This window comes from Pseudomonas sp. AC242 (assembly GCF_979258655.1).
Genome location: NZ_OZ409873.1, coordinates 6,220,959 through 6,243,248 on the forward strand (window position 1 = coordinate 6,220,959; position 22,290 = coordinate 6,243,248).

The 22,290-nt window shown below is 59.4% G+C and carries 12 protein-coding genes; 5 read left to right on the forward strand and 7 right to left on the reverse strand.

What is annotated here, in order from left to right:
* Window positions 1–198 precede the first annotated feature (198 nt).
* On the reverse strand, window positions 199–4,152 hold the full coding sequence (gene putA, locus ACZZ0A_RS28055; protein WP_463544011.1) for a trifunctional transcriptional regulator/proline dehydrogenase/L-glutamate gamma-semialdehyde dehydrogenase: 3,954 nt from the start codon (window positions 4,150–4,152) through the stop codon (window positions 199–201).
* 458 nt (window positions 4,153–4,610) lie between these two features.
* Here putA and putP point away from each other — a divergent pair, with 458 nt between their 5' ends.
* The 4 genes from putP to ACZZ0A_RS28075 all read left to right on the forward strand — a co-directional run bounded on the left by putP (window position 4,611) and on the right by ACZZ0A_RS28075 (window position 9,820).
* The gene (gene putP, locus ACZZ0A_RS28060) at window positions 4,611–6,095 is read left to right on the forward strand and encodes a sodium/proline symporter PutP (protein ID WP_007909537.1); all 1,485 of its coding nucleotides are present in this window, start codon (window positions 4,611–4,613) and stop codon (window positions 6,093–6,095) included.
* Window positions 6,096–6,446: 351 nt separating this feature from the next.
* Complete coding sequence (locus tag ACZZ0A_RS28065; protein ID WP_463544012.1) at window positions 6,447–8,462, forward strand: type VI secretion system Vgr family protein; 2,016 nt, start codon at window positions 6,447–6,449, stop codon at window positions 8,460–8,462.
* Window positions 8,452–9,165: a DUF4123 domain-containing protein gene (locus ACZZ0A_RS28070; RefSeq protein ID WP_463544013.1), complete on the forward strand. Its 714-nt coding sequence runs from the start codon at window positions 8,452–8,454 to the stop codon at window positions 9,163–9,165. The genes ACZZ0A_RS28065 and ACZZ0A_RS28070 overlap by 11 nt, the downstream gene beginning before the upstream one ends.
* 334 nt (window positions 9,166–9,499) lie before the next feature.
* Window positions 9,500–9,820: a hypothetical protein gene (locus tag ACZZ0A_RS28075; protein WP_123376875.1), complete on the forward strand. Its 321-nt coding sequence runs from the start codon at window positions 9,500–9,502 to the stop codon at window positions 9,818–9,820.
* A gap of 108 nt (window positions 9,821–9,928) precedes the next feature.
* Here the strand turns inward: ACZZ0A_RS28075 and ACZZ0A_RS28080 are convergent, their stop codons facing one another.
* Window positions 9,929–10,342 (reverse strand): hypothetical protein, encoded by a 414-nt coding sequence (locus ACZZ0A_RS28080; RefSeq protein WP_463544014.1) that lies wholly within the window; start codon window positions 10,340–10,342, stop codon window positions 9,929–9,931.
* Window positions 10,343–11,029: 687 nt separating this feature from the next.
* On the opposite strand from ACZZ0A_RS28080, the gene ACZZ0A_RS28085 reads away from it, so the two are divergent.
* On the forward strand, window positions 11,030–11,869 hold the full coding sequence (locus ACZZ0A_RS28085; protein WP_447783310.1) for a 23S rRNA (adenine(2030)-N(6))-methyltransferase RlmJ: 840 nt from the start codon (window positions 11,030–11,032) through the stop codon (window positions 11,867–11,869).
* Window positions 11,870–11,995: 126 nt separating this feature from the next.
* On the opposite strand, the gene msrA is transcribed toward ACZZ0A_RS28085, so the two are convergent.
* The 5 genes from msrA to aceE form a co-directional block, all read right to left on the reverse strand.
* On the reverse strand, window positions 11,996–12,661 hold the full coding sequence (msrA, locus tag ACZZ0A_RS28090; protein ID WP_038360208.1) for a peptide-methionine (S)-S-oxide reductase MsrA: 666 nt from the start codon (window positions 12,659–12,661) through the stop codon (window positions 11,996–11,998).
* A 181-nt stretch (window positions 12,662–12,842) separates the two neighbouring features.
* A complete protein-coding gene (locus ACZZ0A_RS28095; protein WP_007915678.1) occupies window positions 12,843–15,539 on the reverse strand; it encodes a putative bifunctional diguanylate cyclase/phosphodiesterase in 2,697 nt (898 codons plus the stop codon).
* A gap of 243 nt (window positions 15,540–15,782) precedes the next feature.
* Window positions 15,783–17,180 carry an alkaline phosphatase D family protein gene (locus ACZZ0A_RS28100; RefSeq protein WP_123376878.1) on the reverse strand — a complete coding sequence of 466 codons (1,398 nt, stop codon included), beginning with the start codon at window positions 17,178–17,180 and terminating at the stop codon, window positions 15,783–15,785.
* Between the two features lie 277 nt (window positions 17,181–17,457).
* Entirely contained in the window at window positions 17,458–19,422 is a 1,965-nt protein-coding gene (gene aceF / locus ACZZ0A_RS28105; protein ID WP_123376879.1) for a dihydrolipoyllysine-residue acetyltransferase, read from the reverse strand.
* Window positions 19,423–19,433: 11 nt separating this feature from the next.
* Window positions 19,434–22,079 carry a pyruvate dehydrogenase (acetyl-transferring), homodimeric type gene (gene aceE / locus ACZZ0A_RS28110; RefSeq protein WP_007915682.1) on the reverse strand — a complete coding sequence of 882 codons (2,646 nt, stop codon included), beginning with the start codon at window positions 22,077–22,079 and terminating at the stop codon, window positions 19,434–19,436.
* Window positions 22,080–22,290 lie beyond the last annotated feature (211 nt).

The following is a 22,290-nucleotide window of genomic DNA, read 5'->3' on the forward strand; positions in this document are numbered from 1 at the left end:
TTCGGCAGCTCCTACACCAATTCCTGTAGGAGCTGCCGAAGGCTGCGATCTTTTGATCTTTTGTAGGAGTGAGCCTGCTCGCGATAGCGGTCTGTCAGTCAAACAAATGTGTCTGATAGATCGCTATCGCGAGCAGGCTCACTCCTACAGGGGATTTCATTCCAGGCGATCGTTGCGGTCGCCTGGAGTTACAGCGGTTTAGCCGATCGTCATCAGGCTGGCATTACCACCCGCCGCCGCAGTGTTAACACTCAACGCCCGCTCGATCACCAGGCGCTCCAGGGCAATGTTGGTCTCGCCCTGGGACAAGCCCTGAACCCCAACAATCGCGCCGGCACGCTTGGCGATCTGCTGGCAAACGCCGCGCAACTGGTCGGAATGGCCGTGATGCAGAACCGCATCGAACACCACGTCGTCTTTATTCCAGTCGGCAACCAGTTTGATCCGCGCCTGAATCTCCTTCGGCAGGCGTGCGAACAAGGCCTTGCTGATCTCGGACTCCGGCCAAACTGCCGAACCGCCCACGGCCAATACCGCCGCCAGTTGCGTCAGCAGATCACCTTCAACTTCCGCCAGGCACAACACGTGCTCACGCGGCAGGATCGCGTAGCTGTTTTTCTCACCGGTCGGGCCGGCCAGTACGCGGGTGATGCCGCTCTGCGATTGCGCAGCGTACTGCACGCACAGGGTGCTCAGGTCGGCGTATTTGTTGCTTTCAGCCCACGCTTTCAGAGCGTTCAGCGGTTTGCTCATGGCATCGCGCAAACGAACGTCCGGGGCGATAACGGCATCACCGCGAGCGAAGGATTGTTCGATAGCGTCGGTAGGGCGTGTCGCCAGCAAGCGGTACAGGTACAGCGGGCCACCGGCTTTCGGGCCAGTACCCGACAGGCCTTCGCCGCCGAATGGCTGCACGCCAACCACGGCACCGACGATGTTACGGTTTACGTAGACGTTACCGGCGTTGACGTTGTCGATCACCTTGGCGATGGTCTCGTCGATGCGCGTGTGCACGCCCAGCGTCAGACCATAACCGGAAGCGTTGATCTGGCCGATCAGTTGATCGATTTCTTTGCGCTTGTAGCGCACCACGTGCAACACCGGGCCGAAGATCTCGCGTTGCAGCTCGTCGAAGCTTTCCAGCTCGATCAGCGTCGGCATGACGAAGGTGCCGCGTTTGACTTCTTCGGTATCGGCAATCGCCACTTGGTACACATTGCGACCTTTGTCGCGCATGCCCTGGATGTGCTTGTCGATGCCAGCCTTGGCTTCGGCGTCGATCACCGGGCCGATGTCCACGGACAGGCGCTCCGGGTTGCCGAGACGGCTTTCCGCCATGGCCCCTTTGAGCATTTCGATGACGCGATCGGCGGAATCTTCCTGCAGGCACAGGACCCGCAGTGCCGAGCAACGCTGACCGGCGCTGTCGAACGCCGACGACACCACGTCGATCACGACTTGCTCGGTCAGTGCCGAAGAGTCGACGATCATTGCGTTCTGGCCGCCGGTTTCGGCGATCAGCGGAATCGGACGGCCCTGGCTGTCGAGACGGCCAGCAATGTTGCGTTGCAGCAGGCGCGCGACTTCGGTGGAACCGGTGAACATCACGCCTTTGACGCGTTCATCGCCAACCAGACCGGCGCCGACGGTTTCACCGCGACCCGGCAGCAGTTGCAGCACGCCTTCCGGGATCCCGGCTTCGAGCAGCAAGCGCACGGCTTGCGCGGCAACCAGCGGCGTTTGTTCGGCAGGCTTGGCCAGTACCGGGTTACCGGCAGCCAGTGCCGCAGCAACCTGACCGCTGAAAATCGCCAGCGGGAAGTTCCACGGGCTGATGCACACCACCGGACCCAGTGGGCGATGGGCGTCATTGCTGAAATCGTTGCGCGCCTGCACTGCGTAATAACGCAGGAAGTCGACGGCTTCGCGGACTTCGGCGATGGCGTTGGCGAAGGTCTTGCCGGCTTCGCGAGCCAGCAGGCCCATCAGCGGCTGAATCTCGCCTTCCATCAAGTCAGCGGCACGTTCCAGAATCGCCGCGCGTTCGGCCGGCGGGGTGGCCTGCCAGATCGGTGCGGCGTTCAGTGCGCATTGAATGGCGTTGTCGACGTCTTCGACGGTGGCTTCTTGAACATGACCGACCACATCACGGTGATCGGCCGGGTTCAGAACGGCTGCCGGCGTTTCGTTGCTGGAGGCGCAACCGAGCATCGGCGCGGCTTTCCAGTCGTTATGCGCAGTGGCGAGCAAGGCGCAGGACAGCGAAGCCAGACGATGTTCGTTGGCCATGTCGATGCCGCTGGAGTTGGCGCGTTCGGAACCATACAGATCACGCGGCAGCGGAATGCGCGGGTGCGGCAGGCCGAAACCACCTTCCACGGTTGCCATCTGCTCGATCTGCGCCACCGGATCGGCCACCAATTCCTGAATCGAAATCGACTGGTCGGCGATGCGGTTGACGAACGAAGTGTTCGCGCCGTTTTCCAGCAGTCGACGTACCAGATACGCCAACAGGGTTTCGTGAGTGCCGACCGGTGCATACACGCGGCACGGACGGTTCAGCTTGCCTTCGGAAACTTTGCCTACAACCTGCTCGTAGAGCGGTTCTCCCATGCCGTGCAGGCACTGGAATTCGTACTGGCCGGGGTAATAGTTCTGACCGGCAATGTGGTAAATGGCCGATAGGGTGTGGGCGTTGTGCGTGGCGAACTGCGGGTAGATGACTTCCGGCACCGACAGCAGTTTGCGTGCGCAAGCGATGTAGGAAACGTCGGTGTACACCTTGCGGGTATAGACCGGATAGCCTTCCAGGCCTTCGACCTGGGCGCGCTTGATTTCGCTGTCCCAGTACGCGCCTTTCACCAAGCGGATCATCAGGCGATGACGGCTGCGGCGAGCCAGGTCGATCACGTAGTCGATCACGTACGGGCAACGCTTCTGGTACGCCTGGATAACGAAACCGATGCCGTTCCAGCCAGTCAGCTGCGGCTCGAAGCACAGGCGCTCAAGCAGATCCAGCGACAGTTCGAGACGGTCGGCTTCTTCGGCGTCGATGTTCAGGCCGATGTCGTATTGCTTGGCCAGCAGGGTCAGCGACAGCAGGCGCGGGTACAGCTCGTCCATCACACGCTCGTACTGCGCGCGGCTGTAACGCGGGTGCAATGCCGACAGCTTGATGGAAATGCCCGGGCCTTCATAAATCCCACGGCCGTGGGAGGCTTTGCCGATCGAGTGAATGGCTTGTTCGTACGACGCCAGGTACTTCTGCGCGTCGTGCTCGGTCAGTGCCGCTTCACCGAGCATGTCGTAGGAGTAGCGGAAGCCCTTGGCTTCGAACTTGCTCGCGTTGGCCAGCGCTTCGGCGATGGTTTCGCCGGTGACGAACTGCTCGCCCATCAGGCGCATGGCCATGTCGACGCCCTTGCGGATCATCGGCTCGCCGCTCTTGCCGATGATGCGGCTCAGCGACGACGTCAGGCCGGCTTCGTTGTGCGTCGAGACCAGTTTGCCGGTCAGCAGCAGGCCCCAAGTGGCCGCGTTGACGAACAGCGAAGGGCTGTTGCCCAAGTGCGGATGCCAGTTGCCGGTGCTGATCTTGTCGCGGATCAGTGCATCGCGGGTGCCTTTGTCCGGGATACGCAGCAGCGCTTCGGCCAGGCACATCAGCGCCACGCCTTCCTGGGACGACAGGGAAAATTCCTGCAGCAGACCTTGAACGATGCCCGCACGACCGCCGGCACTTTTCTGGTTACGCAGTTTTTCCGCGATGGAGGCGGCGAGTTTGTTGGTGGCTTCGGCCATTGGTGCCGGCAGGCGAGCCTGCTCGATCAGCATCGGCACCACTTCCGGCTCAGGGCGGCGGTAAGCGGCGGTGATCGATGCGCGCAGTACGGACTGCGGCAGGATGCTTTCGGCGAATTCGAGGAAGCATTGGTGCGCGTGATCAGTGTGGACTTCGCCCGCCTCGTCGGCGTCCTTGGCGGTCAAACCGTTCAGCTCGGTCAGGGTTGCACCACCCTCGAGTTTTTCCAGGTAATTGAAAATTGCCTGCTTGATCAGCCAGTGCGGTGTGCGATCAATCGAGGTCGCGGCCGCCTTCAGGCGCTCGCGGGTCGGGTCATCGAGTTTGACCCCAAGGGTGGTGGTAGCCATATTTTTATCCTCATGGTTGCCACAGTTGCGTGGCATCAGCTGGCCGCAAGATTAGCCGTGCGCTGAAAGAGGTGCAACCGGGTGCAACCCTTTTTTTGTCGGAATAATAGGCAGCTCGTCAGGAATTATTTTCTGGTACGAAAGTGCTGCTCCTGCTTGGTGCTTTTGCTTCTAGCAAAGGGCCATGACTGCCACAAAAGGGAGCAAAAACGGGGTGATCGTCGATAATTCCGACTAGGTGCAACTAATTCTCACGAAACTGGTTGCACCTTATTTGATTTGTTGCATAGCATTCGCGCCCAAGGTGCAACCGGGATTAACCCGGTGTACCGGCTGATGGCTTTCCTGGGGAAACATCAGTCCTAAATGCGCGGGATCCCGGATCGTCTGCCAAACGTCGTCGTTTGCGTGCGGTTCACCACCGCCGCTACATAAAAACAAAGCCAGGGCGTAACTCAATGAGCGTAAGCAATCCAACCCTGATCACGTTCGTGATCTACATCGCAGCAATGGTGCTGATCGGCTTGATGGCCTATCGCTCCACCAACAACCTTTCTGACTATATTCTCGGCGGTCGCAGCCTCGGCAGCGTCGTCACCGCGCTGTCCGCCGGTGCGTCCGACATGAGTGGCTGGTTGTTGATGGGCCTGCCGGGCGCCATCTATATGTCCGGTCTGTCCGAAAGCTGGATCGCCATCGGTCTGGTCATCGGTGCCTACCTGAACTGGCTGTTCGTTGCCGGCCGTCTGCGCGTGCAGACCGAGCACAACGGCGACGCCCTGACCCTGCCGGATTACTTCGCCAGCCGTTTTGAAGATAAAAGCGGTCTGCTGCGGATCATTTCGGCGATCGTGATTCTGGTGTTCTTCACCATCTACTGCGCTTCCGGCATCGTGGCCGGTGCCCGTCTGTTCGAAAGCACCTTCGGCATGTCCTACGAGACTGCGCTGTGGGCCGGTGCTGCGGCGACGATTGCTTACACCTTTATTGGTGGTTTCCTCGCGGTGAGCTGGACCGACACCGTACAAGCCACGCTGATGATTTTCGCGCTGATCCTCACGCCGATCATCGTCCTGCTGGCTACTGGTGGCGTCGATACCACGTTCCTGGCGATCGAGGCGCAAGATCCGAGCAACTTCGACATGCTCAAAGGCACCACCTTCATCGGCATTATCTCGCTGATGGGCTGGGGTCTGGGCTACTTCGGTCAGCCGCACATCCTCGCGCGTTTCATGGCGGCGGATTCGGTTAAGTCGATCGCCAAGGCGCGTCGCATTTCCATGACCTGGATGATCCTGTGCCTGGGCGGCACTGTGGCGGTGGGCTTCTTCGGTATCGCGTACTTCTCGGCGCACCCGGAAGTTGCCGGTCCCGTGACCGAGAACCACGAACGCGTGTTCATCGAACTGGCCAAACTGCTGTTCAACCCATGGATCGCCGGTGTGCTGTTGTCGGCCATTCTGGCTGCTGTGATGAGCACCCTGAGCTGCCAGTTGCTGGTGTGCTCGAGCGCCCTGACCGAAGACTTCTACAAAACCTTCCTGCGTAAATCCGCTTCGCAACTGGAGCTGGTCTGGGTCGGCCGCGCCATGGTGCTGTTGGTTGCACTGATCGCGATCGCCTTGGCGGCCAACCCGGAAAACCGCGTACTGGGCCTGGTGTCCTACGCCTGGGCCGGTTTCGGTGCTGCGTTCGGTCCGGTTGTACTGATCTCGGTTATCTGGAAAGGCATGACTCGCGACGGCGCACTGGCCGGTATTCTGGTCGGCGCGATCACCGTGGTGGTCTGGAAGCATTTCGAACTGCTGGGTCTGTACGAAATCATCCCGGGCTTCATCTTCGCCAGCCTGGCCATCTACATCGTCAGCAAGATGGGCGAGCCGACCAGAGGCATGGTGCAGCGCTTCGAAGCGGCGGAAAAAGATTTCCACCTGAACAAGTAATTGTTCTGAGCTGAGGCTCATCCAAAAACGGCCCGTTTCCACAGGAGACGGGCCGTTTTTTTGTGCTTGTGATTTCTTGCCGACGCTGAGGAAACCTGTGGGAGCTGGCTTGCCAGCGATGAGGGCGGCACATTCAGAACATTCAGTAACTGACGCATCGCTATCGCTGGCAAGCCAGCTCCCACAGGGTTCTATGGATGACTTGAGGGTTTTGTCTGTAGTTGAAAGCGCCGTTTTTTGCAGGGTTTTTCGTCAATGAAAGTAGGGGAAATCTGATTTTCTCGTCACCCATTCATCACCCGTTGCCCCTCATGCAGAATCGCCCGCCCTCACACTGCAGAGAGACATCGGATGTTCGCGCCTGCCAATCAACCGCGTTTCACGGTGACCCTCGAAGGCGCCCAACATGACCTCAAGGTCCTTGAGTTCACGGGCAAGGAAGCTATCAGCCAACCCTTTCGTTTCGAGCTGGAACTGGTCAGTGAGCGACCGGATCTGGACCTCGAGAGCCTGCTGCACTGTCAGGCGTTTCTGAGCTTTGATGCTCAAGGTTCCGGTATTCACGGTCAGATTTATCAGGTTGGGCAGGGCGACTCCGGGAAACGTCTGACGCGTTATCACTTAAGCCTTGTCCCACGTTTGACGTATCTGGAACACCGCATCAATCAGCGGATTTTCCAGCATCAGAGCGTGCCGCAAATTGTTGCGCAGGTGCTTAAGGATCACGCGATCCTTCGTGATGCTTTCGAGTTTCGGTTGGGCAGCGAATACCCGGTTCGCGAGTATTGCGTGCAGTACGCTGAAAGCGACTTGGCGTTCATTCAACGCCTGTGTGCCGAAGTGGGTATTCATTACCACTTTCAACACAGTCCCGACGCGCACGTACTGGTGTTCGGTGATGACCAGACGGTGTTTCCAAAACTGGCTACGCCGACCCTTTATCTGCCGGGCAGTGGCATGTCTGCCGGAGCCCCGGCGGTCAAGCGTTTCAACGTTCGCGTGGAAACCCGCACCAGCGTGGTCACCCGGCGCGACTACAACTTCGAAAAACCGCGGCTGCAATTGCAAAGCCGAGTCGACGGCGAGCAGCGCCCGGTGCTCGAGGACTATCACTTCCCCGGCCAATTCAACGATCGGGAAACCGGCAAGCATCTCGCCCAGCGGGCACTTGAGCGACATGTCGCCGATTACCGTCAGGCCGAAGGCAGCAGCGACGAATCTGCACTGGTTTGCGGACATTTCCTGCAACTGACTGAGCATCCGCGCCACGACTGGAATGACCTGTGGCTGCTGACCGTCATCGAGCATCATGGCCGCCAGCCGCAGGTGCTGGAGGAATCGGTGACCAGCGATGGCGAGGGATTTCAGGGTTACCGTAATAGCTTTCTCGCCACGCCGTGGGACGTGTTTTTCCGCCCGGCGCAGGGGCCTGAAAAACCGCGCATGCTCGGCTATCAACCGGCGGTTGTGACCGGGCCGAAAGATACGGAAATCCACTGCGACGAGTATGGCCGGGTCAAGGTGCAACTGGCTTGGGACCGCGACGGTGAATTGAACGAGCATTCCAGTTGTTGGTTGCGCGTTGCCAGCGGTTGGGCCCATGACCGTTACGGCAGCGTGCTGATTCCGCGAGTCGGCATGGAAGTACTGGTCGGCTTCATCGATGCCGACGCCGACAAACCATTGGTTGTGGGCTGCCTGCCCAACGCCGCGACGCCGATCCCGCTGGATCTGCCGGCGGACAAGACCCGCAGCATTTTCCGTAGCCAGAGCAGCCCCGGCGGTGGCGGCTACAACGAACTGCGCATCGAGGATCGCAAAGGTGCCGAGGAAATCTACCTGCGCGCCCAGCGTAACTGGACGCAGCATGTGTTGAATGATCAACAGGTGCAGGTTGATAACCAGCGCAGCATTGTTGTCACCGGGACCGCTCGGCACGAGTTGAAGGCTGATGAGCAGCGCATTACTCACGGTCAGCGGCAGACCGAAGTGAAGCAGGACGACCATCTGAGCGTGAGCGGCGACCGGCATATTCGCGTGAGCAATCAGGCGATCAGCGCCAGTGGGCAATTCCACGTCAGCGCCGGTCAGCAAGTGGTCATCGACGGTGGCGCGAGTGCGACGATTCAGGCCGGTGGGCAGTGGATCAACATCGGTCCCGGCGGCATTTTCAGCAGCGTGCCGATTGTAGTGGGTGGTGCGCCGATGGCGGCGATGAGTGCCGCGCCGGTTGTACCGGGATTGCCGGAGAAACTCGCCGCCGCGCCGGCTGCCATGCTGACGGCTGCACAAATCATGAGCTTCAAGGGTGACGCGCCATTCTGCGAAGAGTGTGAACGTTGCAAGGACGGTCTCTGTGCAGCCTGATTTTCTATTGCCTGCCGAATGGTTGGCGCGTGAACGGTTGAAAACTTCCGAGCAGTTGTTTGCGGTTTTCAGTAATGCCAATGAGGCAAAACCGCCTGCCGCTTGGCGAGAAACGGCGAGCCCGATCTGGGCCGAGACGATTTATGCCGAGTGGGATGCGGTGATGCCTTGCGTGGGAATTGTCGCTGCCGACAGTGAGTTTCTGCATTGGGTCACCACCACCGAGTCGCGGGATTGGGGTTGGCTGGCGGTGTCTTCGGCGAGCCTTGAAGAGGTGGTGGCGCACTTTCGCAGCCTGACCCAAGTGCTGATGCCTGGCGGGAAAACGGTGTTTTTTCGTTTTTGGGACGGGCGGTTTCTGTTGCCGATTCTTCAGGCCGATGAGGTCGATGCGGCGCAGCTGTTTCCGCTGATCGGGCGTTGTCTGATCAATGGGCAGGCGCTGGAAATTGGCGGCAGGGCGCAGGTTTCGGAAAGGGTATTTCCGTGGTGGCAGGTACCGGCTTCGGTGCTGGCGCAGCAGGGCAATGACGTTCGAACGGCCAATGCGTTGCAGTGGTTGAGCGAGGAACATCCGGCAGTTTTCGAGGCCGTCCCTGAGGCGATTTTGCGCTGCAAAGTGAGGCGGTTTTTTCAGGTTTCTATGTCGGAAGAATCGTCGCAATCGGCGTTGCTGGCGTTTTTGCTGGCAGAGTCGGAGTGAGTTTTCGGGGCGAAGGTCTCGGACGATTCCTTCGAGTTGCGGCGGTTTTCATGAACTGGTGGACGGTGGGTTGCAGGGATAGTCTTTTCGTTGTCACTGCGAGAGCGGTGACAGGGTGTAGGAACCCTTGGAATTTACCGTGCACCAGCCCAGTTGTCTGATTGCGGCACCAAACCTGTGTCCGTAACATCTTTCGCGGCGGCTGTGCGCGGGAACGCTTCGGCGTAGCTGAGTTTTTGGCTGGTTCCTCAGTTTCCTACTCTCGCGTACGGCTGCCACCCAAACCTGTAGGAAGGTCATTGGTAGCCTCATTTAATCAGTTGAGGTACAAAATATGACAACGCTTAAACCGGCTCCACCCTACGAAAAAATCGTCCCCCATCCCGACAACCGCTTCATGGCACTTACCGGCAATTGCAGCGACATGCCGACCCTGTTCATCGACACCCACGTGCCCCTCGACATCCTCATGGACGCGGCCAATCACCGCCTGCGCGCCGTGATCCAGGTGCTGGAAAACATGTGCATGCGCGGCTCGGTAGAATGCGACTCCGTCATCCTCAGCGACTTCGCCCAGCTCTGCGTGATCCCTCTGCGCGACGGCTGTGATGTGCTCGATGTGATCGGCAGGCGCCTGCGCAGCATGCCTGCCTGAAAAAGATCAAAAGATCGCAGCCTGCGGCAGCTCCTACACGGGACTGGCGTTCGCCCCGTAGGAGCTGCCGAAGGCTGCGATCTTTTGACGTTGAAGGAAATCAGTTAGTCAGTCAGGGATGTACCCATCCTGAGAGTTGATAAAGCTGTTGAACGCATCGGAGTTGTAGACCTTCAGGCACGCAAGGAACACTACTTTTTCATTCGAGTATTTGCTGTTTGAAGGTGTCTGCTCGTAAGCCGCCAACACGTAGTTTCGGGTTTCTTTGTAGGGATCGTGCAGCACTTGCAGCGTGTCTTCATTTTGCAGGATGGAATGCATGCCTTTGCCCATGACGGAATAGGCATTGGCGGACAGAGCAATGTCTTTTTCCAGCGCGGAGCGCTCGTTGAATGGCTTCAGAATGCAGTGGCTCAGGCCGTAGTTCTTAAGTGTCTGGCGTGCCTGCTCAATGTGGGTTTCGTCGGCAAGGGCAAGGTATGGGCTAAGCAGACTGAATAAGCAGATGATCAGATATCGCATGAGTTTTTGACTTCCTGTCGTTCATGGTTAGACAGTTTAACGCCATAAAAGCAAAGCCCCTCTCCCAGAGGGAGAGGGGACTGACCGAGTTGTCTGGGCGGTGTACGCCGACTTGCGACTTCAGTGGTGAACTTGGCTTGGCCAAGCCTGGATGGTGGTGTTGTTTCGGGGACTGACCGAGTTGTCTGGGCGGTGTACGCCGACTTGCGACTTCAGTGGTGAACTTGGCTTGGCCAAGCCTGGATGGTGGTGTTGTTTCGGGGACTGACCGAGTTGTCTGGGCGGTGTACGCCGACTTGCGACTTCAGTGGTGAACTTGGCTTGGCCAAGCCTGGATGGTGGTGTTGTTTCGGGGACTGACCGAGTTGTCTGGGCGGTGTACGCCGACTTGCGACTTCAGTGGTGAACTTGGCTTGGCCAAGCCTGGATGGTGGTGTTGTTTCGGGGGCTGACCGAGTTGTCTGGACGATGAACGCCGACTTGCGACTTCCGCGCTGATCTTCGCTTGGCCAAGCCTGAGATCACGCCGATCTTTCAGGTCGATGTAACTCGCAAGATCACCACCGTCAGTCCCCTCTCCCTCCGGGAGAGGGCTAGGGTGAGGGAAAGGCTTTTGTCCGCTCAGCCGCCAGCCCCTGACTTGCCGCCCGGTAAAAGGTAAACTTTGCGCCCTTCGCAGGAGCAGCCATGAATTATCGTCACGCCTTCCATGCCGGCAATCACGCCGATGTGTTCAAACACCTGACCTTGACCCGCCTCATCGCCCTGATGTCGCGCAAGGAGCAGCCGTTTGCCTATCTCGACACGCACGCCGGCATCGGTCTGTATGACTTGCAGGGTGATCAGGCCAACCGTACCGGTGAGTACCTGGAAGGCATCGCGCGCTTGTGGGATCAGCCGGATTTACCAGCGCTGACCGCCGACTACATGAAGGTGCTGCACGAGATGAACCCGGATGGCCAGTTGCGCTACTACCCGGGGTCGCCGGAACTGGCGCGGCGCCTGACCCGCCCGCAGGATCGGGTGATGCTCAACGAGAAGCACCCGGAAGACGGCGTACTGCTCAAGGACAACATGGCCGGTGATCGTCGGGTCAAGGTTCATCTGGGTGAGGGTTGGCACGTGGCGCGGGCGATGTTGCCGGTGCAGGAGAAGCGTGCGGTGATGCTGATTGATCCGCCGTTCGAGCAGCTCGACGAGATGCAGCGTTGCGCGGCGTCGTTGAAAGAAGCGATTGGCCGCATGCGTCAAACCGTGGCGGCGATCTGGTATCCGGTGAAGGATCAGCGTGCGTTGCGCAGGTTCTATCAGGATCTGGCTGGCACGGGTGCGCCGAAGTTGCTGCGCGTGGAGCTGCTGGTGCATCCGCTGGATACGCCGAACAGCCTGAACGGTTCGGGCATGGCGATTGCCAATCCGCCGTGGGGGCTGGAGGAAGAATTGCGTGAGCTGCTGCCGTGGTTGTCGCAGAAGCTGGGGCAGACCCAGGGCGGCTGGCAGATGGATTGGCTAATCGCCGAGAGCTGATCACTGAGCGATCGTTCCCACGCTCTGCGTGGGAATGCCTCAATGGACGCTCTGCGTCCGCTGTTGGGACGCGGAGCGTCCCGGGCTGCATTCCCACGCAGAGCGTGGGAACGATCAGTCGGCGGGTTAATTGCCTGCCAGGCTCGCTGGCATGCACACACCGGTGCCGCCAATCCCACAGTAACCCTCAGGATTCTTCGCCAGATACTGCTGGTGATACGCCTCGGCGAAGTACACGGTCGGCGCCTGTTCGATCTCGGTGCTGATCTCGCCCAGACCCGCCTTCGACAGTTCAGCCTGATAGGTCGCCTTGCTCTTCAGCGCCGCATCCAGGTGCTCAGGCGAAGTCGCGTAGATCACCGAGCGGTACTGCGTGCCGATGTCGTTACCTTGGCGCATGCCCTGCGTCGGGTTGTGCAGTTCCCAGAACATCGCCAGCAGCTCTTCATAGCTGACTTTGGCCTTGTCATACACCACCAGTACCACTTCCGCGTGGCCGGTCAGGCCCGAGCAGACTTCTTCGTAGGTCGGGTTCGGCGTGAAACCACCGGCATAACCGACGACCGTGCTGACCACGCCTTCACGCTGCCAGAAACGGCGCTCGGCGCCCCAGAAGCAGCCCAGACCGAAGATCGCAAAGTCGACGTCCTGGAAAAACGGGCCAAGCAGCGGGGTTTCTTCGAAGACGAAGTGCTTTTCAGGCAGGGTCATCGCGGTTTCGCGGCCGGGCAGAGCTTGTTCTTTAGTCGGGAGCACGTTTTTGTTCACCAGAATTTCCGAGCGCAGAACCATGATCGTTCCTCTCAGTCAGGTTGGATGTAAAAAGTCAGACCGCCAGTGTGCCGAATGATGCCCGACTTCGCACTATCCAATGTAGGAGCTGCCGAAGGCTGCGATCTTTTGATCTTGTCTTTAAAAAACAGGATCAAAAGATCGCAGCCTGCGGCAGCTCCTACATGAGGGAGCGGCGAGATCAGAGGCAGAGCGGGCCGCGCGGGTAGCGTTTCAGCGCCTGGATCAGTTCGCCGCCCGGAATCGGCCGGTCGAACAGGTAACCCTGGCCGACGTCGCAACGATGACGACGGAGGAACGCCAGTTGCTCGGCGGTCTCAATACCTTCGGCCACGACCTTGAGTTTCAGGTTGTGCGCCATGGCGATCACCGCCGAGGTGATTTCCATGTCGTCCTGATTGTCGGGGATTTCATGGATGAAGCTGCGATCGATCTTGATGATGTCGATCGGGAATTTCTTCAGATAGCTCAGCGACGAGTAACCGGTGCCGAAGTCGTCCATGGCCAGCGTCAGCCCGAGACGCTTGAGTTGATCGAGCTGCAAGTGCGTGTCTTCGGTGGCTTCCAGCAGCAGGCCTTCGGTCAGTTCCAGTTCGAGCAGATAGGCCGGCAGCGCTTCTTCCTTGAGGATGTTGGCGATCGAGGCGACCAGATCCGGATCGGAGAACTGCTTGGGTGACAGGTTGATCGCCACTTGCAGATTGCCCATGCCGGCGGCGGTCAGTGCCTTGCTCATGCGGCAGGCCTGGCGCGCGATCCACTTGCCGATCGGAATGATCAGGCCGGTCTCTTCGGCGACGCTGATGAACTGGTCCGGGCGGATCATGCCGCGTTCCGGGTGGTTCCAGCGCAGCAGCGCTTCCATGCCCAGCAGGCGCCCGCTGCGCAGGCACAGCTTGGGCTGGTAGAACACGTCCAGCTCATTCTGGGTCAGGGCGCGGCGCAGGTTGTTCTCGACGAACAGTTTGTAACTGGCCTCGGCATTCAGCGCTTCGGTAAAGACTTGCACCTGATGTTTGCCGTTGGCCTTGGCCTTGTGCAGCGCCAGGCCAGCGTTACGCATCAGCGTTTGCGGATCACGACCGTGCAGCGGCGCGCAGGCCAGGCCGACCGATCCGGTAACGCTGATCAACTGGTTGTCGACGAACATCGGTTTATCCAGCGTCGCCAACAATTGGTTGGCGATCTGCTGGCCGGTGGCAAGATCGGTGTCGTCGAGCAACACGGCAAATTCGTTACTGGCGAACCGCGCGAGGCTGCCGCTTGGGCTCAGGCTGTTGCGCAGGCGTCGGGCCAGGCTGATCAGCAGTTTGTCGCCGGTCTGGTGACCGAGGCTGTCGTTGATCCGTTTGAAGTTGTCGATATCCACCAGCAACAGGCTGATCGGCGTATCGCTATCGCGGGCGAAGCGTTCGTCCAGATTACGGATAAATGCCGGGCGATTGCCGAGGTTGGTCAGGTTGTCGGTGTAGGCCAGACGCTCGATGCGCTGCTGCGCCAGTTTGGTCTGGGTGATGTCTTCGTAGATGCCGATGTAGTGCGTCAGCTCGCGGTTGTCGCCATAGACCTTGGAGATCGACAGCTGGCCCCAGTACGGTTCGAGGTTTTTCCGGCGGCTCTTGAATTCGCCCTGCCAACTGTTGCTCTTGGCCAGCGCCGAGGGCGCGTCGAACAGCAGTTCGCTGAGGTTCTCCAGTGCCGGCAGCTCGGACAGGCGCTGGCCGTGGACTTCCTCGGTGGTGTACTGGGTGATCGCGGTGAAACTCGGGTTGACGTACTCGACCACGCCGTCGCAATTGACCAGCAAAAAGGCGTTGGCGCTTTGCTCGACCGCACGCTGGAACAGGTGCAGGGCGCTGGTGGCGGTGCGGCGGTTGTGGTTGTTGATGACTTGCGCGAACTGGTCGGCCAGCTCGCCGGCAAAGGCGATTTCGTCGGACTGCCAGGCGCGGGTGACGCCGGTCTGCTCCAGGCACAGCACGCCGACTACTTGGCCATCGACGCGAATGCTCGCATCAAGCATGGCGTTGACGTCGCGCGGGCGCAGCGCTTCGGCCATCTCTCGGGTGCGCGGGTCGCGCATCGCGTTGTGTGCGTCGATGGCGCGACTGCTGTGCAGAGCTTCCATGTAGTCGGGGAAACTGCTGATGTCGATCACGTCCGGGAGGATGTATTCCTGGGTCGCGCGGTGGTACGCGGAGATCGGCACCAACTGCTGGCCTTCGAGGTTCCACAGGCTGGCGCAGTCGATTTCATAGATATCGCAGGCGCAGCGGGTGATCAGCTCGGCGGCTTCCTGCAGCGAGTTATGCGTGCTGTAGCGCTGACGGGCGAGCAGCAGAATCAGGTCCTGTTGGGCGCGTACGCGTTCCAGGTGCTGCAGTTGTTCCTGCTGCGCCCGTTGGTTGAGTTCGAGGGCGATTTGCAGGCGCGAATTCTGTGTTTCGAGATCGACGGAGGGTAGCAGCGACACTTCGTCGAAGACGTGATCGACCGCCAGCAGATAGCCGCGCAGCAGGTGACGATTGTGCTGTTTGTAGGCTTCGCCCAACTCAAGGATGTTCAGCGCACCGGCAGCCGTGTGCAGGGTGTATCGCACCAGATAATGCGGGCTGGCGGTCAGCTGTTGCTGAATCGCATCGTGCAGTTGATAGCGCGCTTCGGGTTCCATCAGGCTGGCGTAGGGTGAGCCGACCAGCGCGCAAAGCTCAACGGCCGGCTGGCCGAACTGGCGTTCGCAGTTGGGATCGAGAAACAGCATGGCCCAACTGGCTTCATTCAAGCGCTCGAAACGCAGCATGCCGAGCCGCGAGGGCACAGGCAACTGCGTCACTACCTCGGCCGCCATACGGCTGGCGGCATCGGGTTGGCTCTTCATGAAGGGAACTCGCTTGGAAATATGCTGAACGCGCCGGGCTCTCGCCCTCTTTACTGTTGCCTGCGGCAAGGTTGCATCATTGCGGCACCGACTGACAAGAGACATGAAGGCCAAGTGCTATAAGAATATGTCGGCTGCGCTGAAGATTTCTCCAGCGTGCGGTAAAAAGTAATCCTGTTGCATTGAAAGACTGCCGTTGCAGAGCGGTTTGTGTCCCGCAACGGCGTCTTTTTGGCCGGCAATTCAACGCAGTGGGAGGGTGATCGATTGCAGGCGTTTGCCATCGCGGTCGTGGTAATTGACCTGAATCTGGCCCGCCTCGACCACCAGATGAGCGAAATTGTCTTCACTCACCACGCTGCTCGTCAGTTCATGCCGATAATCGCCCGCCGCCGTGCGCACCAGCGGTTGATCCAGAATGAACGTGGACGCTTTGGCGTACGGCAGCAGTTTGCTGTTGCACAGCGGCGAGGACACCACGGTGTGGACTTCGAAGTCCGGGTCTTCGCTGTGGCTCAGGCGAGCGGTCAGCGAGCCATGTACGTCACCCGAAATGAACACGACATTCTTGATACGCTGGGTGCGGATGGTTTCCAGCAGGCGCAGGCGCTGTTCGGGGAAGGCTTTCCAGGCGTCATCGCCATGAAGTTTGCGATCCGGATAGAACATCACGCTGGTGACCACGAACTTGACCCGCGCCTCGCTGTTGCTCAGCCATTTCAACAAGGCCTGTTCCTGTGCCTCGTCGAGGATGCGTCGGTCATCGGCTGACAAGTTGCGGCGGGTGCGACTGTCAGTCACAAACCATTCAATATCGCCATCGCTGAATTGATACCAGTAATGCTCGAGTGTTGCGTGATCTATATCTCCGTTAGTTGTCAGCGGATGTGCCGGGCTGTGACTGGCCTGATACAACTCATAGGCGGCCATGGCATTACGGTATAAGTCACCGTCGGACTTGCTGGCATTGGCGGGCCAGTTATCTTCGATTTCGTGATCATCGAGAATCATGTAAGTCGAAGTGCTGGCCATCAGTCGTTTTATATTCTGTTGAGAAAAAGCCGCACGGTACTTGCTCAGGATGTCTTTATATTCGCGATCCGGTGCAAGCAGATTCAAATCGTCGACGTAGATTTGATCGCCGGTCATCAATACCGCGCTGATCGGTGGTTGTATGCCCTCGATCAATTGGTTGATGGACGCGAAGATCCGGTCGCCCAATTGCGGCAGGGAGGCGATGCCGGCGGTCATGCGCAGGTAGCGGCAGGAGCCGACGATATAGGCTTTGGGTTGCAGGGCTTTGCTGGAGCGGGTGCGCAGACGATAGATCTCTCGTGGCCATTGCAGCGGCAGTTCGGCGACGCTGTCCGGGGTGTGCACCGGATTCATCGGGCTGAACCAGCCGACCTGATATTCATATTCGGTGTCGCTACTCAAATTGTTGAGGGCGAATACTTCAGACATGTCGCGTAATTCGCTCAAGCGGGCGAAGTTACCTTTCGACCATTGTTGTGTACCGGAACTGCGAAAACGCACTGCGGCAAATACCGGCGATTTATTCTGCTGATCGCCCCGCATGAAGATGCGCGCGTGATCAGTTGTGACGTGGCCGACAATCGGGCCGATAGTTGGTTTTAACATGTCGAATCCATTCGAGTTAACTTTGATTAACAGGGTTCTACTAATTTTTCTTAGTTGAATTGGTTGGGGCTAGGTTAGTTGCGTATCGAATAAAAAAGATCGGGGCCAAGTCGACCGAGGTTGTGGCCGATGTCAGCGCGACGTGTGGGAAAAAGACGAGAGGGTATGTTTCTTCAGGCAAAAAAAAGCCCCGCCAAACTGACGGGGTTGAGGTACGAGCGTGTGGCGCTCGAAAGGGTGCAGCAATCGGCCCTCCGTTGCTGGAGGGCCGACCGAGTTACAGCAGGATCGTGCGGATGTCGGCCAGCAGGCTGCCCAGACGCTGGGTGAAGCGTGCGGCAGCGGCGCCGTTGATCACACGGTGATCGTAGGACAGCGACAGCGGCAGCATCAGTTTCGGCTGGAAGGCTTTGCCGTCCCAGACTGGCTGGATGGTTGCCTTGGAAACACCGAGGATCGCCACTTCCGGCGCGTTGACGATCGGCGTGAAGCCGGTGCCGCCAATGTGGCCGAGGCTCGAAATGGTGAAGCAAGCGCCCTGCATGTCGTCAGCGGTGAGCTTCTTGTCGCGGGCTTTGGCGGCCAGCGCAGCAGCTTCGGCTGCCAGTTGCAACAGGCTCTTCTGGTCGACGTTCTTGATGACCGGTACCAGCAGGCCATCCGGGGTGTCGACGGCGAAGCCGATGTTCACGTATTTCTTGCGGATGATCGCCTTGCCGCTTGGCGCCAGCGAACTGTTGAAGTCCGGCAGCTCCTTGAGCATGTGCGCGCACGACTTGAGCAGCAGCGGCAGGATGGTCAGCTTGACGCCGGCCTTCTCTGCAACGGCTTTCTGCGCGACGCGGAACGCTTCCAGCTCGGTGATATCAGCCGAATCGAACTGAGTCACGTGCGGGATGTTCAACCAGCTGCGGTGCAGGCTCGACGCGCCGATCTGCATCAGGCGAGTCATCGGCACTTCTTCGATTTCGCCGAAACGGCTGAAATCAACGACCGGAATCGGCGGGATGCCCGCGCCACCGGTTGCGCCCGCTGCAGCGGCCGGTGCTTCCTTGGCCTTCTGCATCATCGCTTTGACGTAGGTCTGCACGTCTTCTTTGAGGATACGACCGTGCGGGCCGCTGGCGCCGACAGCGTTCAGCTCGACGCCGAACTCGCGGGCCAGTTGACGCACGGCGGGACCGGCGTGAACTTTCGCGCCCGGCTTGGCCGGTGCGGCGGCTGGAGCGGCAGCAGCAGGTGCAGCGGCAGCCGGAGCAGCAGCGGCAGGTGCCGGAGCGCTCGGAGCAGCAGCGGCAGCTGGAGCCGGGGCAGCAGCAGGGGCCGCGCCTTTGACTTTCAGCTTGAGGATCAGGTCGCCGGTACCGACTTCGTCATCCAGCTTGATGGAAACGCTTTCCACCACACCAGCGGCAGGCGATGGAATTTCCATGCTCGCCTTGTCGGATTCCAGAGTGATCAGCGACTGGTCGGCTTCAACGCTGTCGCCAGCCTTGACCAACACTTCGATGATCTTGGCTTTGCCAGCCGAACCGATGTCCGGAACGTGGATGTCCTGAACACTGTCGGCAACCGGTGCTGCTGGCGCGGCTGCCGGAGCAGGCGCAGCGGCAGCGGCCGGTGCAGCAGCCTGAGCCGGAGCGGCAGCAGCAGGGGCCGCAGCACCCGCCACTTCCAGATCCAGAATCAGGTCGCCAGTGCCGACTTCGTCGTTGAGCTTGACGCTGATGGCCTTGACCACGCCAGCGGCAGGCGACGGGATTTCCATGCTCGCCTTGTCGGATTCCAGAGTGATCAAAGATTGATCAGCTTCGACGGTGTCGCCGACCTTGACCTGGATCTCGATGATCTGGGCTTTGCCCGACGAGCCGATGTCCGGCACGTGCACTTGCTGAACCGAAGCGGCAGCAGGAGCAGCGGCAGGCGCAGCCGCGGCAGGAGCGGCGGCCGGTTTCTCTTCGGCCTTTTTAGCCGGAGCAGCAGCCGGAGCAGGGGCCGCTTCAGCGGCGCCCTCGACTTCCAGTTCAAGCAGTTCGTCGCCTTCTTTCAGACGGTCGCCCAGCTTCACTTTCAGGCTCTTGATGACGCCGGCTTTCGGGGCCGGCACTTCCATGCTGGCCTTGTCCGATTCCAGGGTCAGGATGCTCTGGTCGGCTTCGATACGGTCGCCGACCTTCACAAACAGTTCAATTACTTCACCTTCACCGCTGCCGATGTCAGGTACGCGAATGAGTTCGCTCACAAAATGTCTCCTCAGCAGTCCAGTGGGTTGCGTTTTTCCGGGTCGATGCCGAACTTGACGATGGCTTCAGCCACGACTTTAGGTTCGATATCACCACGGTCAGCCAGTGCTTCCAGGGCTGCCAACACCACGAAATGACGGTCGACTTCGAAGAAATGACGCAGTTTCTTGCGGCTGTCGCTGCGGCCGAAACCGTCGGTGCCGAGGACTTTGAATTCCTTGGACGGTACCCACTGACGGATCTGCTCGGCGAACAGCTTCATGTAGTCGGTAGAGGCGATGACCGGACCTTTACGGCCGTTCAGGCACTCTTCGACGTAGCTCAGCTTAGGCTTCTGGCCAGGCTTCAGACGGTTGCTGCGCTCGACAGCGAGGCCGTCGCGACGCAGTTCGTTGAAGCTGGTAACGCTCCACACGTCGGCGCCAACGTTGAACTCTTCACGCAGAATCTTCGCCGCTTCACGGACTTCACGCAGGATGGTGCCGGAGCCCATCAGCTGTACGTGGTGCGCCGCATCGCGGGTGTCTTCTTCGAGCAGGTACATGCCTTTCTTGATGCCTTCTTCGGCACCGGCCGGCATGGCTGGCTGCTGGTACGACTCGTTCATCACGGTGATGTAGTAGAAGATGTCCTGTTGCTCTTCGGTCATCTTCTTCATGCCGTCCTGAATGATCACCGCCAGCTCGTAGCCGTAGGTTGGATCGTAGGTGCGGCAGTTCGGGATGGTCGCGGCCAGCAGGTGGCTGTGACCGTCTTCGTGTTGCAGACCTTCACCGTTCAGGGTAGTCCGGCCGGCGGTGCCGCCGATCAGGAAGCCACGGGTACGGCTGTCGCCAGCGGCCCAGGCCAGGTCGCCAATACGCTGGAAGCCGAACATCGAGTAGAAGATGTAGAACGGCAGCATCGGCTGGTTGTGGCTGGAGTACGAAGTACCGGCCGCGATGAACGAGCTCATGGCGCCTGCTTCGTTGATGCCTTCTTCAAGGATCTGACCTTTCTGGTCTTCCTTGTAGAACATCACTTGGTCTTTATCGACTGGCTCGTAGAGCTGGCCGACGGACGAGTAGATGCCGAGCTGACGGAACATGCCTTCCATACCGAAGGTACGGGCTTCGTCCGGGATGATCGGAACAATGCGCGGGCCGATTTCCTTGTCCTTGACCAGTTGCGCGAGGATCCGCACGAACGCCATGGTAGTGGAAATTTCACGGTCGCCGGAGCCGTCAAGGATAGCCTTGAGGGTGTCCAGGTCCGGAGTCGGCACGCTGAAGCTCTGTGCGCGGCGCTGCGGGACGAAACCGCCCAGTGCAGTGCGACGCTCGCTGAGGTAGCGGGCTTCGGCGCTGTTTGGCTCTGGCTTGAAGAACGGCAGGTTCTCCAGCTCTTCGTCCTTGACCGGGATGTCGAAACGATCGCGGAACAACTTCAAGCTGTCGACGTCGACTTTCTTGGTGTTGTGCGCAGTGTTTTTCGCCTCGCCGGCACCGGTGCCATAACCTTTGATGGTCTTGGCGAGAATGACGGTTGGTTGTTCTTTGTGGTTGACCGCTTCGTGGTACGCCGCATAGACCTTGTACGGGTCGTGGCCGCCACGGTTGAGTTTCCAGATCTCGTCGTCGGACAGATCAGCAACCATCGCCTTGAGTTCTGGCGTGTTGAAGAAGTGTTCACGGACGAACGCGCCGTCTTTGGCTTTGTAGTTCTGGTACTCGCCGTCGATGACTTCGTCCATACGACGTTGCAGGATACCGTCGACGTCTTTGGCCAGCAGTGGGTCCCAGAAACGGCCCCAGATGACTTTGGTCACGTTCCATTGAGCACCACGGAACACGCCTTCGAGTTCCTGGATGATCTTGCCGTTGCCGCGAACCGGGCCGTCGAGGCGCTGCAGGTTGCAGTTGATGACGAAGATCAGGTTGTCCAGCTTCTCGCGGCCAGCCAGGGAGATGGCGCCCAGGGATTCCGGCTCGTCGCACTCGCCGTCGCCCAGGAAGCACCAGACTTTCTGTTTGCCCGGCTGGATGAAGCCACGGTGTTCCAGGTACTTCATGAAGCGTGCCTGGTAGATCGCTTGAATCGGACCCAGACCCATGGATACGGTCGGGAACTGCCAGAAGTCAGGCATCAGCCAAGGGTGCGGGTAGGACGACAGGCCCTGACCGTCGACTTCCTGGCGGAAGTTGTTCATCTGGTCTTCGGTGATGCGGCCTTCCATGAATGCGCGGGCGTAAACGCCTGGCGAGGTGTGGCCCTGGAAGTAGATCAGGTCGCCGCCGTGTTCGTCGGTCGGGGCCTGGAAGAAGTAGTTGAAGCCGATGTCATACAGGGTCGCACTGGAAGCGAAGCTGGAGATGTGACCACCCAGGTCAGAATCTTTCAGGTTCGTACGCATTACCATGGCCATCGCGTTCCAGCGCACCAGCGAGCGAATGCGGCGTTCCATGAACAGGTCGCCAGGCATGCGTGCTTCGTGGGTTACCGGGATGGTGTTGCGGTAAGGCGTGGTGATGGCGTAAGGGAGCTGCGAGCCGCTGCGGGTCGCGAGTTCGCCCATACGGGTCATCAGATAGTGAGCACGGTCTTCGCCTTCTTTGTCGAGAACCGATTCCAGGGCGTCCAGCCATTCCTGGGTTTCGACGGGATCGAGGTCTTGCATGGCTTGCTCCAGGGCGGAAAGGCTTCCAGAATCGGTTGCCTGAGTTTGCGACTGGCCTTGTGGGCAGACGATTTAAAATTCTTGGATTGCCGATAGGTTGTTCCGGCGGCGTGTAGTTTTACTACAAATCTTCCGGCATTTCAGCCTTTCGAATGTATAGACGAGTAGTAAAACTACAGAAGAATGGCTTGTGGCCTCCGGCTGCGTTGTG